We start from the raw sequence: 13,153 nt of genomic DNA on the forward strand, positions 1-13,153 counted from the left end.
CAATTCTGGCGCTCGCGCTGACCGGCATGGGGGCCACGTTCAGCGCTTATGCTTCTTCAACGCCCGCGCAATGTACCGGCTGGACCGCTTACCGCACGTTCACCGCACGCTTCGTGCAGGCTGACGGCCGTGTGATCGATTACTCTACCCCGACGCAGCAAACGACCTCCGAAGGCCAGTCGTACGCGATGTTCTTCGCGCTGGTCGCGAACGACCGCGCGACCTTCGACCGGCTGCTCGCGTGGACCCGCACGAACCTCGCCGCGAACCAGTTCGATCCGGGCAACGTCCGGTTGCCGTCGTGGCAATGGGGCAAGAAGCCGGATGGTTCGTTCGGCGTGCTCGATCCCAATTCGGCCTCCGATTCCGACCTGTGGATCGCCTACGATCTGCTGCAAGCCGGACGTCTGTGGAACGAGAGGACTTACACGCAACTGGGCATGGCGCTGGCCGCTCAGATCATGCGTCATGAAGTGACGAATCTCGCGGGTCTTGGGCCCATGCTGCTGCCCGGTCCGCAGGGCTTTCAAACCGGCGACGTGACGCGTCTGAATCCGAGCTATTCACCGCTGCCGGTGTTGCGCGGCCTCGCTCGCGAGATGCCGGACGGCCCCTGGAACCAGCTTGCCGAGAACGGCTACAAGCTCGTGGCAACCGCCGCGCCGCACGGCTTTGCACCAGACTGGGCGGCGTACAAGTCGGGGCAGTTCGTCGTCGATCCGCAGACCGCCGACACCGGCAGCTACGACGCCATTCGCGTGTATTTGTGGGCGGGGCTTGCGTCTGGTGCCGATCCGCTTGGCAAACAGTGGCTCGCCGCGCTCGGTGGCATGCGTCAGGCCGTCGCGCAAAACGGCTATCCACCGGAACGCGTGAATGTGGCGACCGGCGCTACCAGCGGCGAAGGCCCGCTTAGCTACTGGGCCGCGCTCGCACCGTACTTCAGGACTATCGGCGACGATCGCGGCCTGGGCCTTGCCCGGACGCATCTCGCGGTGCTCGACGCGCCCGTGGCCGCTTCATCGGCTACGGCGTCGCCAAATCCTGACCGTGAACCGGTTTATTACGACCGGGTGCTGGGCTTGTTCGGCGCCGGATTTATAGAAGGCCGATACCGCTTCGACGAAGCCGGCCGACTCGTGCCGAGCTGGAGAAGTGCATGTTGAAACGGCCCCTGTTCCCAATGAAACCGCGTACCGGCGTGCGAGCGATTGCGCTGAGTCTCGCGGCTGGCTGCGTCGCCAATGTGCCGCTCACCGTGTTCGCGCAAGCCGCCAACAGCGCAGCCACCGCCGGCCCTGTTGCCGGTGCCGGCGCCAATTCGCCGCTGACCGTGCTGATCGATCAGGGCCGTTATTGGCAGGCGCATCGCCGGGGCGATCTGGCCGAGCAGGCGTGGCAAAAAGTGCTGCGCATCGACCCGAAGCAACCCGACGCGCTCTACGGCATGGGCATCATCCTCGCGGACCGCAAGGACGGCAGCGGTGCGCAGCAGTACCTGCAGCGCTTGCGGGAAGCAGCGCCGCAGTATCCGAATATCGATGAACTCGGCCAGCGGCTGGGCGAAACCAGCCCGCGCGACCAGACCGTGAACGACGCCCGGCGGCTCGCGCAAAGCGGGCAGAATGCGTCAGCGGTGCAGGAATATCAGCGCGCGATCGAAGGCAAGCCCGCCACACCCGAACTCACGCTCGAGTATTACCAGGCACTTGCCGCCACGCCGCAAGGCTGGGATCAGGCGCGTCAGGGCCTGACACAGCTCGCGCGCCAGAATCCCAACGACCCGCGCTACGCGCTGGCGCTCGCGCAGCACCTGACCTACCGCGACACGACGCGGCGTGACGGCATCGCCCGCCTCGCACAGTTGAGCACCGACAGCACAGTCGGCGAGCAGGCAAAAAAAAGCTGGCGCCAGGCGCTGCTGTGGCTCGGGGCACGCCCGTCCGACGCACCGCTTTATCAAGCGTATTTGCAAGCATCGCCCGACGATCCGGCGGTCAAGGCGCGTTTCGATTCGATGGTCCAGCAAGACAAGCAAGCTCGCGACCGTGTGCAAGCGGATGCCGCCGTCGATGCCCGCGGCCGCGCGGTTGCCGATGGTTTCGCAGCGCTGGATCGTGGCGATATCGTCACGGCGCGCGCGCGTTTTTCGGCTGTGCTAACGAATAGCCCGAACGATGGCGATGCGCTCGGCGGCATGGGTATCGCCGCATTGAAGCAAGAAAAATTCGACGAAGCGCGCACGTATCTGGAGCGTGCATCGCGTGCCGGTAATCCGGCTCGGTGGAAAGATGCGCTCACCAGCGCGACTTACTGGAGTTATACGAGCGCGGGTATCGGCGCGCGCAGCAATGGTGAGATCGCGAAAGCGCGGTCGGATTTCGAGCGCGCGATTGCGCTGAATCCGTCGGATACCACCGCGCAGACCATGCTCGGCGAAACGCTGCTCAATAGCGGCGACCCGCGTGGCGCGGAACAGGCTTACAGAATGGCGCTGCGTCGTCAGGCCGACAACCCCGACGCGATTCGCGGACTGGTCGGTGCACTGGCCGCGCAAGGCCGTGGCGACGAAGCGCTCAGCTTCGCGAACCAGCTGAACGCGGAACAGCAGGCGAAGGCCGGCGGCATCAACAAGCTACGCGGCGAAGCACAGGCGGCGCAGGCACGTGCCGCGGAAGCGCGAGGTGACCTCGGCACCGCGCGCAGTCTCTTCGAAGACGCGCTGCTGAACAATCCCGACGATGCCTGGATGCGCCTCGACCTCGCCCGCATTTATGTGCGCCAAGGCGCGGTCGGCAATGCGCGCAGCATGATGGACGGCTTGCTTGCCGCGCACCCGGACATGACCGACGCGCTTTATGCAAGCGCGCTGCTCTCGGCCGAAACGCAGGACTGGGCGACGGGTTTATCGCAGCTGGAACGCGTCCCGGTCAACCAGCGCACGACGGCCATGACCGTGCTGCAACACCGCTTATGGGTTCACACGCAGGCGGAACTCGCGAACCGGATGTCGCGTGCCGGGCAGACGCAACAAGCCGAAGCAATTCTGCAAGCCGCTACGCCGACTGCGCAGGGCAGCCCGGAACTGATCGGCGTGCTGGCTTCGTCGTATCTGCAGGCAGGCGACACCATGCGCGCGTTGTCGCTGGTGCGCGGCGCAATGGCCGCCGCCCCCGACGATACCGGCCTGCTGCTGCAATACGCAGGTATCCTTACCGCTGTTCCTGTCGCCGCGGGCCAGACGAATCCGCAGCAGGAAGCCGAACTGGGCTCGGTCATGCGGCGGCTGGCCGCTTCGCAGCTCACGCCGCAGCAACGCATCGACTTCAACAACCTGAACATTGGCATTGTGGTGAAACAAGCCGATACCGTGCGTCAGCGCGGAGACCTGGCAAGCGCCTACGATGTGATCGCGCCCTGGCTTTCCGCCATGCCCGACAACCCCGATCTCCAGGGCGCGCTGGCCCGTTTGTACACCTCCGCAGGAGACGACCGCAGCGCCCTCGCAAGTTATCGCGCAGCGCTGGCTCGACGCCCTGACGACATCGACCTGCAGGTAGCGACGATTGGCGCGGCGTCGGGCGCGAAGGAATTTTCGTTTGCTGAGGCAACGGCGAATCAGGCGCTGCGTGCCGCGCCCGACGACCCCCGCGTGCTCGCCGCGACCGGCCGCATGTATCACGCCGAGGGCAAGCTTTCGCTGGCATCGCGTTATTTGCAGCAGGCGTTGATCGCGGCGAATACGCCGGTGGGTCAAACGGCGCGTACTACGGGTCAAGGCGCGCAACCCAATGTACCGCGTGGCTGGGAATCCGCCATGCAGCGCATCGGGTCGATGCCGCTGCCCGGCACCAATCCATTTGAAGGCAAGACCGCCGTCGAACCGTCCTCGAGCGCATCGGGGGCACCGACCGGTCCGCTGGTCGGACTGTTCTCGCGCTCGACCACGCCGATGCCCGGACTGCCCTCTGGGTCGTCCAACTATCCCCAGCCTTCTTCACCGACGCAGAACGTGCCGAATTATTTGCCTCCGCCTCAAGCCGCGCCTTATTCGACACCGTATGTTGCGCCCTATTCGACGCCGGGTAACGTAGCACGCCCGGCAGCGACAGGCGGCGGATATGGTCCCGATACCTCCGGTTCAAGCCAGTCCGGCGGTCCGGCCGCGGCGCCGTTGCAGCCTTATCCGGGGCAAGCGCCGACTCAGGACGCGGGGCAATATCAGGGGCAATATCAGCCGCAGGTTTATCAGCAACCGAATCAGCCGCAATATCAGCAGCCTTATCAACAGCAACAACCGTATCCGGCTCAGTATCAGCAAGGTCAGCAGCCATACGACCCGGCGGTCAGTTCGCCGTGGCCTATGTCGCCCGCTGCCCGCGAAGCGCAGGCGAACGCTCAGCAGCCGCAACCCCGCACGTATTCCAGCGCGCCGGCAGCGAAGTCGAAACGCACGTCAACGCGCAAGCAAACCACGTCGCGTAACACCCGCCAGGCCGATGAAACGGACTACAGGCAGCAGCCTTACCCGCAGCAACAGCAGTATGCGCAGCAGGGGTACGGGTATCCGCAACAGCAACCTTATGCAAACCAGGGTTACGGGCAGCCCTATATTCCGCAACCGCCAGCCGGTTACGGCTACGCACCCGCGCAAACGGCACAGGCGTACTCGGGCATGGCGGGCAACAATCCAACGAGCGTAGCAAACGCACAGACGCTAGGCGTCGCCGATGAACTCGCGCAAATCAATCGCGCCCAGTCGAGCACGGTGTCGGGCGGCATCATCTTTCGCCAACGCACGGGCGAGGACGGGCTGTCGAACCTGACGGATATCGAAGCGCCGGTTCAGGGTCGCATCGCGGCGGGGAACGGGCATATTGTCGTGACGGCGACGCCGGTGACGTTGGACGCGAGCGATGCACAAACGACTGCCGACACGCTCAAGCGCTTCGGCTCGGGACAAGCCGCGTCGACCCTTGTTAACAACTATGGCAACCAAACGGCGAGCGGTGTTGGTTTGTCCGTGGGATACGAAACGAACAGCGTCAAGCTCGATGTCGGCACCACGCCGCTCGGCTTTAGCGAAGAAAACGTGGTCGGCGGCGCACAGTACAACGGCAGCGTAACGGACAAGGTCTCGTACTCGATCGCCGTCGCGCGCCGCGCGGTCACTGACAGCTTGCTCTCCTATGCAGGGACACGCGATCAGGGTCAAGGTCTGGAATGGGGTGGCGTCACATCGAACGGCGGACGCGTGGATCTCGGCTGGGACGATGGAACGAGCGGCGTGTACGTAAACGCCGCGTTCCAGTACTACGACGGCACCAATGTCGCGAGCAATACGTCCGAGAAAGGCGGCGGCGGTTTCTATACGCGCCTGTTCCAGGACGCGAACACCACGTTGACGGCAGGCGTGAACACCACGCTGATGCACTACGACAAGAACCTGTCCTACTTCACCTATGGTCAGGGCGGCTACTTCAGTCCCCAGCAGTACATGATCCTGAACATCCCGGTCGAATATATGGGCCGCAATGGACCGTTCACCTACGACCTCAAGGGGTCGATTGGCGTGCAGCATTATCGGCAGGATGCTTCGAATTATTTCCCGACCACCGGCAACATCCAGCCTGGAAGTCCAGGGACTGCCGGCAGCGTTTACCCCGGCAACAGCAAGACAGGCATCTCTTATTCGTTCAGCGCAACGGGCGAATATCAGCTCGCACCGCAACTTACGGTCGGGGCGACAGCGTCTCTTGGCAATGCGTATCAGTATCGCGAATATCTGGCCGCCGTGTACGTGCGGTACAGCTTCACGAAACAGGCCGGCGCACTGTCCTTCCCGCCAGCGCCGTTGAGCTCGCCGTATCTGTCGCTGACGAATTGATAAGGCAGTGAGTCAGAAATGACAAAGTGGCTTGGGCGGTGGTTCGCCCAAGCCACTTTTTTAGTCGCGAGTAGTGTCTAAAGGCGCGGGAAGTACGACATCGCGCCATTGGGAATCTGAAGAGGTTCGAGTCCCTCCAGTTTCAGCCTTGCGGCGCTTCACCCAGCGCACCCTAAACCAGCACCGCCCCGCCATCGACTACATGCGTCTGTCCCGTTGCAAACGCGCTTTCCATCAGGAACAGATACGCAGCCGCGACATCGCGTGCCTCGCCCACTCGTCCGACCGGCAAATGCTTGCCGGCCTGTTCGTACATCGCCTGCCGGTCCTCTTCGGACATGTTCTGCCATAGGTTCGTCGCGATCAATCCTGGCGATACAGCATTCACCCGCACCGGCGCGAGTTCCACGGCAAGCGCCCGCGTGAGCGCTTCCATTGCTCCGCACACGCTCGCGCCAAACGCCCAACCACTGCGCGGACGCAACGCCGCGACGCCCGTTGTCAGCACAATCGAACCGCCCTCCACAATATGCGGTGTGGCGTATTTGACCGCAGCGAGCGCGCCCCAATAGCGGATATCGAAGGCGCGTCTTGCCAGCGATAAATCCGTCGTGGCGATCTCGCCAAGCCGCAGCGAATCCCCGGCGGTAAACACCAGATGATCAAAGCTGCCGGTCGTGTTGAAAAACGCTTCGATAGCGGATTCATCCGTGAGATCAAGCGCATGGCCCTCGGCATTCGCGCCAAGCGCCGTGACCGCAGCCTCGACACGTCCCGCATGGCTCGATCCAATCACGACCCGCGCGCCTTCGGCCAGCGCATACTCCGCCACCGCGTAGCCGATACCCGATGAACCGCCAAGCACGATCACTTTCTTGCCATCGAGGCGGCCTTTGCGGCTCGTATTTTCTTCCGCATGAGTCATGAGTTGTACTCCTTAATAAGGGTAGATTCTCCTAAGCCGAATCCTGAGGATCGGTGCCCTTCTACGACGCCTTTTCAATCAGCGATTGCAATACCGTATCGATCATTACATCGCCTTTGCGCACTTCGCTTTCGGCGCCTTCGAAGCAGATCCACTCTTCATTGAAGCCATCGATCATCTGCATGCGCGGCGTCGGGTTTGTCATCCCTTGCGAGCGGAACAGGTCTTCCCACGTGTCACGCGGCACGGCTTGCATGCGGACGTCGTGACCAAGCAGGCGCGCGAAGCTCTCGGCAATCATGTTGGGTGAGATGTGTTGCGGCCCTTCCAGTTCGACAATGCGGCGCCCCGTCCACGACTCACGCAGCAGTTCCGCTGCAACGCGGCCGATATCGGCGGTGGCGACCATCGGCACGGGTTTATCGAGAGGCTGCAGGAAGCTGGGCACGATGCCTGAATCGCGTGCCGATGCCAGATCCCATGCAGCATTTTCGATGAACCATGCGGCGCGCAGGAAAGCCACGGGCATTGGCAGCGTGCCCAGTTCCTGTTCGAGGATTTGTAACTGGTTCAGCAAATTCGGCTGCGTAGCTTGTGCGCCGATGGTCGAAAGCACAACAACCTTGGACGGTTTGGCAGCCGCGAGCGCACCCCGCAACGCGGCGATAGTCTTGCGCGCTTCGGGAAAGCCTGGCGTTGGGTCATACGTTGGCGGAAGCAGGACAAACACGCCTTCAGTGCCCTCAAACGCGTGTTGCAACGCCTGCTGATCGTTGACGTCGGCGAGAGCGACTTCACATCCCTGCTTCGCCCAAATGTCGCCCTTCGCTGCGTCGCGAACAACCGCGCGAACATCTTGGCCGGCTGCTAACAACAAACGTGCAACCACGCCCCCAACCTGCCCTGTGATTCCGGTCACTGCAAACATGGTCTCTCTCCATAAAATGAGGCAGCAAGCGCTGCGTTGGAGAGGATTGTGTTGGACGGGACCCGGCTTGACGATAGCCCGCATGTCATTTCATTCATGACATAAGAGCATTGATGATGAGTGCGGCGATGATATACAGGTAACGCCGGGTTGCAGCGCCGGGGGAACTACGCAAACCTAGGTGCGAATTCGAGCCGAGCTTACAAACCAAAAGGCCGTTCCCGCATAAGCTGGAACGGCCTCTGTGTCCTGAACGACCGGCACGATGATCTCCACGCCGGCATCCATCAGTGGATTTACTGCTTCACGCCTTCGGCTTGAATATGCAGCGTGGTCTTCATCTTGAAGCCATACGCCTTGCCGTAGTCCACGCCGAAGTCGCCGCGATCGAACGTTGCCGTCGATTCCGTGCCGCACACTTCCTTCTTCAGCATCGGGTTCGTGAAACACTTGAACGATTCGATCTTCAGGTTCAGCGGCTTCGTCACGCCATGCAGCGTCAGCTCACCGATCACTTCAACGGGCACGTCGCCCTTGAACTTCATCGACGTACCCTTGTAGGTCGCTGTCGGAAACTTGTCGGCATCGAAGAATTGCGCGCTCTTCAGTTCGCCATTCAGTTTGTCATTGCCGATATCGATCGACGTCATGTCGATGGTCGCGTCCAGCGTGCCCTTCTTGGCCGCGCGATCGAGCGTCACCGTGCCGCTGCTCTTGTCGAACTTGCCGCGCCAGATCGAGATGCCGCCGAAGTGGTCGGTTTCGAAGCTCGGATACGTGTGGCTCGGGTCGAGTTGGTACGTGACTTCTTCAGCCATCGCGTTAAACGAAACGGCCGCGAAAAGCGCGCCAGCGGCTGCAATCAGAAGGTTCTTTTTCATGAGTTTTCCAGGATGAATGTGATGATCGACGAGTGCTTATTTCTTGGTTTATTTCTTGGCGGCGACGAGGTGGAACTTGATGATCACTTCGTCAGCCACGACCGAGGTGTCTTTCCATTCACCCGAGCCGACATCGAACTGCGTGCGTTTGATGGGCAATGAGCCATCGAAGGTTTGCGTTGCGCCCTGACTCGTCACCGTGACCGGCACCGTGACGTTCTGCGACTTGCCCTTGATGGTCAACTTGCCGCTGACGTTGAACTTGGTTCCACCGGCCGGTGCAATCGCCGTCGACGCAAACGTAGCGGTCGGGAAATGGGCGGTATCGAACCAGTCCTTGTTCGCGGCTTGCTTGTTGTAGCTGTCATCGCCGAGATCGTAGCTGCTCGTATCGATGCTGATATTCGCGCTGCCCGCAGCCGGCTTGGCCGGATCGAAGTCGAGTTGCGCGGTGAACTTCTTGAACTTGCCTTCAACCGGCACATTCATTTGCTTCGATGTCGCCGTCACCGTGCTTTTGGTCGTATCGACCTGGGCTTGAGCGGCGCTGGTGAATAAAGTGGCGGAAGCGGTAGCAGCCAATAACCATCGGTACAAGGGTGTTTGCATATCAGGCCAGGATCGTAATCGATACGGCATGGTATGCGAGGAGATATGCGGCGGATAGCCACGCGGCGGGAACAGATTGTCCTACGGGTGAAGGTAATGGAGAAATCGGCAACAAAGCCGCAATGAGCGTTTGGCGAAGCGGAACCACCAAAACCGACCACAAAAAAACGCAGCGCAAAAGGAACAACCTGAAATCCCTTCGCACTGCGCATCACCGCGTAGCCCTTAACCAGCGGCAGCGATCAACAACGCTCAATACAGCACATTCTTCGCCGCCGGCTGATCAATATTCTCTTTATCGACCATGACGACACCCGTATCGACAAACTTCGGCGGGGCCTTCTTCTCAATCACGCCAATCACCGTCTGAATGCCCTTATAGCCCATCTGATACGAACCTTGCACCGCGATTGCCTGGATCGTTCCGTCCTTCACGAAGTTCTGCAAATCCGAATTACCGTCGAATCCAACCGCAATCACTTTACCCGCCTTGCCCGACTGCGCCAGCGCACGTCCCATCCCCACGGCCGTCGGTTCGTTCGCCCCAAAAATTCCCTTCAGATCAGGATTCGCGGCCAGCACGTCAGTCGTCTGATTCAACGCGTTCGCCATTTGCGACTGCGAGTAATACGGACCAACCACCTGCAACTTCGAATGCGCCGTCAGATACTTGCGGAACCCGCCCACGCGCCCCACTTCGGACCCCGCACCGGCCACATACGACATCAACGCAATCTTGCCCGTCTGCCCCACCCGCGCGATCAACGCCTGAGCGCACATCTCGCCGGCCTTTTCGTTGTCGGTGGACAGGAAAGCCTGGTAATACGGCTTGCCCGAATCGGACAGGGCCGAATCAATGATCACCACCGGAATATGCGCTTCCCATGCCTTCTTCACGGCCGGCACCAGCGCGTCCGGGTCGGACGCCGCCAGCACGATGCCAGCGACTTTCCGGTTCACCGCGTTCTCGACCATGTTCACTTCGGCGGCTATGTCGGATTCGGCGGCCGGGCCCTGGAAGGTCATCGTGTAACCCTTCTCCGCTGCCATCGCGGCGGTCGCGCCCTTGTTGACGTTTTGCCAGTAGTTCGAATCGGCACTCTTCACGATCACGGCAATCTCGCCACCCGCTGCAAACGCGCTGCTCGCAGCGACGGCAAGCACAGCGGTAAACATCGCCTTCGTAGTCAGTTTCATGTCTCGCTCCTGTTGATTTTGTAAGACCCCGTGGGACCCTTGCTCTCGTCTAAAAACGCGAACGCTCGAGGCGCGTTCGATGAAACTCATCTCCGGTTACGGATCTGGTCAATCCAAACCGTCCCCAAGATAACCAGGCCGATGATGATCTGCTGGATGAAGCTCGATACCCCGTTCATGTTCAGCCCGTTGCGCAAAATGCCGATCACGAACGCGCCAATCGCCGTGCCGGAGATCGTGCCAACGCCACCCATCAGCGACGTGCCGCCAATCACCGCGCTCGCGATGGCATCGAGTTCATACATCACGCCTTCGTTCGGTTGCGCCGTGACCAGTCGCGACATCAGCACGCAGCCGGTCAGCCCCGCAAGCGCGCCGGACAGCACGTAGGTAAACAGCTTCACGCGATTCACGTTCACGCCGGACAGCCGCGCCGCTTCCGCATTCGATCCGACCGCGTAAATGTGCCGCCCGAGCGAGGTACGACTGAGCATGATGGCGACCAGCACCGCCAGCACGACCATGATGATCACGGGATACGGAATGCCCGGAAACACAATGTCGGGGAACCCGTCCGAGCCCATGCGGACCACGCGAAAGAGCGAGCCGTTGCCGAGTTCGGCGAAGGAATCGCCGAGTCCCGAGACCGGCCGCGCGCCGGTAATCTGCAACGCCACGCCGCGCGCAACGAGCATCATGCCCAGCGTGGCGATGAACGGCGGCAAGCCCATGCGCGTGACGAACAAGCCGTTGAACGCACCGCAGATCGCGCCCACGACCACACCCCCAAGCATGCCGATAGGCACGGGCACGCCGGCCTTTACGAGCATCGCGGCGGCCACGCCCGACAGCGCGAGCACTGACCCCACCGACAAGTCGATACCGCCGGTGATGATCACGCACGTCGCGCCGATCCCGAGATAAGCGATGGACGTCACCTGCAGCGCCACGGTCATGCCGTTGCCAAGCGACATGAACGCATTGCTGGTCGCCGAGAACACGACCACGAGCATCACCAGGCTTCCCAGCGCCGCGAACTTCTGGATCAGGTCCTTGCGGCGTTCACGGGCGCGGGCACGGTCGGCGTGCGCCGGGTCGGTAGTCATCTCAAGCATGGGCGATCCGTCCTGATGCGTAGTGCATGATTTCTTCCTGATTGGTTTTGCGGGTCTCGAGCACGCCCGCTATCTGGCCTTCATGAAACACGGCCACGCGATCCGTCATGCCCATGATTTCGGGCAACTCCGAGCTGATCAATACAACGCCGATACCCTGCGCCGCGAGCCGGTCCATGAGTTCATAGATCGCGTATTTCGCACCGACGTCGATGCCGCGCGTGGGTTCATCGAAGAACAGGATCTTCGATTCGCGGAACAGCCATTTGCTGATCACGACTTTTTGCTGATTGCCGCCCGAGAGATTGCGCGTGATCTGGTTCACGCTCGGCGTACGAATCCCCAATGCATCGATATATTTGCGCGCGACCTTCGCCTCCTCGTCGAAGCGGATAAAACCGCCCGCGCCCGACACGGCTTCCATGTTCGCGAGCGTGATGTTCTTCGCGACCGTCATCTGCAACGCAAGACCGTTGCCCTTGCGATCCTCCGAGAGATACGCAATGCCGTTGCGGATCGCGTCGATGGGCGAATGGATCGAAAGCAGCTTGCCCTGCAACTGGACTTCGCCCGCCTCCACCGGATCGGCGCCGAACACCGCGCGCGCCACTTCAGTGCGCCCCGAGCCCATCAATCCCGCAAACCCCAGGATTTCCCCGCGACGCAATTCAAAGCTCACCGGTCCGAACACATCGCGACGCTTGAGGCCATTGACGCTTAGTAGTACTTCATCCGTCGGCTTTGATTTGCGTTCGGGAAAGACATCGTCCAGATCGCGGCCAACCATATGCGAGACCACTTGCTCGATGGTGGTGGCAGCGAAGTCATCGGTGGAAATGGTGCGGCCGTCACGCAGCACGGTGACGCGATCGGCGATCTCGGCCAGCTCGTCCAGCCGATGCGAGATATAGACAATGCCCACACCCGCCGCACGCAACTCCTTGATGATCCGGAACAAATGCACGGTCTCGGATTCGGTCAGCGACGACGTCGGTTCATCCATGATCAAGAGGCGCGCGTTGAGCGACAGCGCCTTGGCGATCTCGATCATCTGCTGCTGCGCAACCGACAACGATCCAACCAGCGTGCGCGGTTTCAGCGACAGGCCTATGCGATCGAGCGCCGTCTGTGAATCAGCGGCGAGACGCGCCCGGTCGATGAAAAACCCGCGCTTCGGCTCGCGCGCCAGAAAGATATTTTCCGCGATGGACAAATGCGGGATCAGGTTCAGTTCCTGATGAATGATCGCGATGCCCGCAGCCTGCGCTTCGAGCGTGGATGCGAAGTGGTGCTCGCGGCCGTCGATGTAGATGTCGCCCTCATCCGGCCGGTATTGGCCGCTGACGATCTTCATGAGCGTCGACTTGCCCGCGCCGTTTTCACCGCAAATGGCGTGCACTTCGCCCGCGCGCACGTCGAAACTGACGTTCTGCAGTGCGATCACGCCAGGAAAACGCTTGCCGACGCTGTTCAGCCGCAGCAAGGGCTCGTCCGGCATGGCGTGCGGGCGCTCAGTATGCGGCGCGATATCCGGCGCGCCCTGTTCGGCTGCGACGTTCATTGCTGGGCCTCGTCGACTCGTATGAGCATTTGCACCGGCATGGTCTCCTC

At 61.5% G+C, this 13,153-nt stretch carries 9 protein-coding genes; 2 read left to right on the plus strand and 7 right to left on the minus strand.

Annotated elements, in window-relative coordinates; translation table 11 throughout:
- The first annotated feature begins 26 nt into the window (after positions 1 to 26).
- On the plus strand, positions 27 to 1,166 hold the full coding sequence (bcsZ, locus tag ACSQ8V_RS10165; RefSeq protein WP_436206632.1) for a cellulose synthase complex periplasmic endoglucanase BcsZ: 1,140 nt from the start codon (positions 27 to 29) through the stop codon (positions 1,164 to 1,166).
- On the plus strand, positions 1,160 to 5,887 hold the full coding sequence (locus ACSQ8V_RS10170) for a cellulose synthase subunit BcsC-related outer membrane protein (protein ID WP_436205643.1): 4,728 nt from the start codon (positions 1,160 to 1,162) through the stop codon (positions 5,885 to 5,887). The genes bcsZ and ACSQ8V_RS10170 overlap by 7 nt, the downstream gene beginning before the upstream one ends.
- A gap of 172 nt (positions 5,888 to 6,059) precedes the next feature.
- On the opposite strand, the gene ACSQ8V_RS10175 is transcribed toward ACSQ8V_RS10170, so the two are convergent.
- The 7 genes from ACSQ8V_RS10175 to ACSQ8V_RS10205 form a co-directional block, all read right to left on the minus strand.
- The gene (locus tag ACSQ8V_RS10175; RefSeq protein WP_436205644.1) at positions 6,060 to 6,812 is read right to left on the minus strand and encodes an SDR family oxidoreductase; all 753 of its coding nucleotides are present in this window, start codon (positions 6,810 to 6,812) and stop codon (positions 6,060 to 6,062) included.
- Between the two features lie 61 nt (positions 6,813 to 6,873).
- The gene (locus tag ACSQ8V_RS10180; protein ID WP_436205645.1) at positions 6,874 to 7,740 is read right to left on the minus strand and encodes an NmrA family NAD(P)-binding protein; all 867 of its coding nucleotides are present in this window, start codon (positions 7,738 to 7,740) and stop codon (positions 6,874 to 6,876) included.
- Between the two features lie 296 nt (positions 7,741 to 8,036).
- Entirely contained in the window at positions 8,037 to 8,621 is a 585-nt protein-coding gene (locus ACSQ8V_RS10185; protein ID WP_436205646.1) for a YceI family protein, read from the minus strand.
- 48 nt (positions 8,622 to 8,669) lie between these two features.
- Complete coding sequence (locus ACSQ8V_RS10190) at positions 8,670 to 9,230, minus strand: YceI family protein (RefSeq protein WP_436205647.1); 561 nt, start codon at positions 9,228 to 9,230, stop codon at positions 8,670 to 8,672.
- A gap of 252 nt (positions 9,231 to 9,482) precedes the next feature.
- Positions 9,483 to 10,427, minus strand: a complete 945-nt coding sequence (locus ACSQ8V_RS10195) for an ABC transporter substrate-binding protein (protein WP_213761439.1) — start codon at positions 10,425 to 10,427, stop codon at positions 9,483 to 9,485.
- An 86-nt stretch (positions 10,428 to 10,513) separates the two neighbouring features.
- Complete coding sequence (locus ACSQ8V_RS10200) at positions 10,514 to 11,542, minus strand: ABC transporter permease (protein ID WP_158934560.1); 1,029 nt, start codon at positions 11,540 to 11,542, stop codon at positions 10,514 to 10,516.
- Complete coding sequence (locus ACSQ8V_RS10205) at positions 11,535 to 13,103, minus strand: sugar ABC transporter ATP-binding protein (RefSeq protein ID WP_436205648.1); 1,569 nt, start codon at positions 13,101 to 13,103, stop codon at positions 11,535 to 11,537. The genes ACSQ8V_RS10200 and ACSQ8V_RS10205 overlap by 8 nt, the downstream gene beginning before the upstream one ends.
- Between the last annotated feature and the right edge of the window lie 50 nt (positions 13,104 to 13,153).

This window comes from Caballeronia sp. LjRoot31 (genome assembly GCF_964253885.1).
Taxonomy (GTDB): Bacteria; Pseudomonadota; Gammaproteobacteria; order Burkholderiales; family Burkholderiaceae; genus Caballeronia.

Excerpts from the sequence above, each read along its gene's own strand:
- bcsZ (WP_436206632.1), top strand. The coding sequence starts at position 27 with ATGGGGGCCACGTTCAGCGCTTATGCTTCTTCAACGCCCGCGCAATGT.
- ACSQ8V_RS10170 (WP_436205643.1), top strand. The coding sequence starts at position 1,160 with ATGTTGAAACGGCCCCTGTTCCCAATGAAACCGCGTACCGGCGTGCGA.
- ACSQ8V_RS10175 (WP_436205644.1), bottom strand. The coding sequence starts at position 6,812 with ATGACTCATGCGGAAGAAAATACGAGCCGCAAAGGCCGCCTCGATGGC.
- ACSQ8V_RS10180 (WP_436205645.1), bottom strand. The coding sequence starts at position 7,740 with ATGTTTGCAGTGACCGGAATCACAGGGCAGGTTGGGGGCGTGGTTGCA.
- ACSQ8V_RS10185 (WP_436205646.1), bottom strand. The coding sequence starts at position 8,621 with ATGAAAAAGAACCTTCTGATTGCAGCCGCTGGCGCGCTTTTCGCGGCC.
- ACSQ8V_RS10190 (WP_436205647.1), bottom strand. The coding sequence starts at position 9,230 with ATGCAAACACCCTTGTACCGATGGTTATTGGCTGCTACCGCTTCCGCC.
- ACSQ8V_RS10195 (WP_213761439.1), bottom strand. The coding sequence starts at position 10,427 with ATGAAACTGACTACGAAGGCGATGTTTACCGCTGTGCTTGCCGTCGCT.
- ACSQ8V_RS10200 (WP_158934560.1), bottom strand. The coding sequence starts at position 11,542 with ATGCTTGAGATGACTACCGACCCGGCGCACGCCGACCGTGCCCGCGCC.
- ACSQ8V_RS10205 (WP_436205648.1), bottom strand. The coding sequence starts at position 13,103 with ATGAACGTCGCAGCCGAACAGGGCGCGCCGGATATCGCGCCGCATACT.